The organism is Rhodococcus sp. GXMU-t2271 (genome assembly GCF_041414735.1).
GTDB lineage: Bacteria > Actinomycetota > Actinomycetes > Mycobacteriales > Mycobacteriaceae > Rhodococcus > Rhodococcus indonesiensis.
In genome coordinates this window covers 1-1922 of sequence record NZ_JAUIZP010000068.1, presented here as the reverse complement: position 1 = coordinate 1922, position 1922 = coordinate 1, and the positions used below count along the sequence as shown (strand labels likewise).

Here is a 1922-nt window from a genome sequence, read left to right as displayed (position 1 = left end):
TCACCCAGTTCGAGCATGCAGGCCGTTACTGAGAAAACCTCAACGACTGGTACTCGGCAAGTTGCTTATTCGCCTTGTCGTCAGCATCGCCATCGTCCATCCAGTGCTCATCCTCGACACGTGATGATTTTTCGACGCCTAAGCTATGCGCGGCCGCCCTTCCGTCCGAAGAAGTCCAGCCGTTGTGAACGAGAGACCCTTCCCCGCCGATGATTTCCCGAGCCTTTTTTGCCATCGCCCGCTGCAGACCTTTCCTCTGCAGGTCCTTTTTGGTGCCGATCATGTCGACCTCTAGATCGTGCCCTGCCGTCGCAAACGCGACAACCTCATCGCCATCAACTACCAAGAGGACGTGATAGATCCAGTACGTACCCCGCTGGGGGTGACAGATCTTCAGATTCTTCCCGTACACGATGCGCATGGAGATGGATCGTTCCACACCTCGACGATGACCGGCAGCCATGGCATGAAGTCTCGCCCGCGTAGCTACCGCGTGCCTGATGCGTTCTCTCTAGCGATGGAAATCTCCCGATCAAGAATCCGCGTTGCGTGCAACAACTGCTCGCACTCGGCGAGCGCGTCGCGCAGCTCTTGCTCGGTAGCGCTCTTCCGCTCGCGGAGTTGCTGTGACCAAACGTCGTCTCGGAACGAAAGGCTCTCGGAGAGCGGAACCATTACGAACGTGATCTCACGGGTTGGCCACTCGCCAGTGATCGACTCGATATAGAGCATGTGAGCGAAGCTGTTGCGAAGTTCTCCGACACGTCCGGCAACGGTCCCGAACCACTCATCCGCCTCTTTGGCCCAGCTATCGACATTCCAACGCTTCGCGAGCTGAGCGAGATACTTGCGCAGCTCATGCCCCTTTGTAATTGGGGCATCGTTCGGCCGCCTCTGCTCTGCTGCGCCCTCGCGACCAAGGTCGTGGTAACGAAGGTGTTTTATCTCTTCGAGGAGGGCACTCCAGGCGCACTGCAATCTGAGGATGGTTTCGTGGATACAGGACGAAGGCCTGAACACTTCCTTCTCAAGACGATCCTGCTCGTCAAAACGTCTGCTTACCTCGTCCAGGTCCAGACTCGACTCCGCATCAGTCACATTGGCCGAGGGTACAGACACTCAACCTGGCGCGAGCCATTTACGGACTTCCTGACGTTCCAGGTCAGCTGCCTTGTTGCACCACCTCACAGGACCCGACCCATCAAATCGCCGATGGGTCGAACGGCGGATACGGAACACCCAGACCAGCCTCCCGTTCCTCGTCCCAGCGAGCCACAACACCGCCCGGCCAACCGTGAGCGTCGTCCCACTCGCCGCGGGCATCGCACCACTGACTGAACGTGGCCCACTGGGGATCCACGACACCACGGCGCTTGCACCAGACGGTGAAGTCCAACAACTCGGCCGGCACCACCCCCGGCCTCTCCCGGCGCTTCACGACACCACCCCCTTGATCCCATACGTCCCCCGAGTCGCCCGACGCTGCTGCTTCGGCGCATCCTCCTCCTGCACGCCCGACTCCAACCCCAACGCCGCGACCAGGCGCGCGAACGTGATCCGCTGCTGCCGCAACTCCGGAAGCGCCGGATGCACCCGCACCCCCTGCGGCGACTCGTTCAACACGCCGTCACGCTCAAGCACCTTCTGCAGATCGTCCAACGCATCCGCGGTACGGCACGCCTGCAGCAACAGGGCTTGCTCGTGCTCGGCCAACTCGAAGTCTGTGAGCGTGTCAGTCCACAGACGCTTGCCTGCCACGCGGAGGCCCCGCGGTGGTTTCGGAACATCGGCCACAAGAGGCCTCCTAACGGTCGAATAGGGCCATTCGATTCAGGCCGCGGAGAGATATGCCCGCCTATGCCGGAGGTGGCGGGTGTGGGGGTGGGTGGGGGTCACCCCGGGTGGGGGGTGACGCGCCGGCC

At 61.3% G+C, this 1922-nt stretch carries 3 protein-coding genes; all 3 read right to left on the bottom strand.

The genetic code is table 11. The features are described 5' to 3' along the window. Positions 1–25: 25 nt before the first annotated feature. A complete protein-coding gene (locus QYS60_RS23850) occupies positions 26–439 on the bottom strand; it encodes a hypothetical protein (protein WP_371384454.1) in 414 nt (137 codons plus the stop codon). Between the two features lie 47 nt (positions 440–486). After that, a complete protein-coding gene (locus tag QYS60_RS23845) occupies positions 487–1098 on the bottom strand; it encodes a hypothetical protein (RefSeq protein WP_371384453.1) in 612 nt (203 codons plus the stop codon). A 336-nt stretch (positions 1099–1434) separates the two neighbouring features. Next, entirely contained in the window at positions 1435–1758 is a 324-nt protein-coding gene (locus tag QYS60_RS23840; RefSeq protein ID WP_237210647.1) for a terminase, read from the bottom strand. Between the last annotated feature and the right edge of the window lie 164 nt (positions 1759–1922).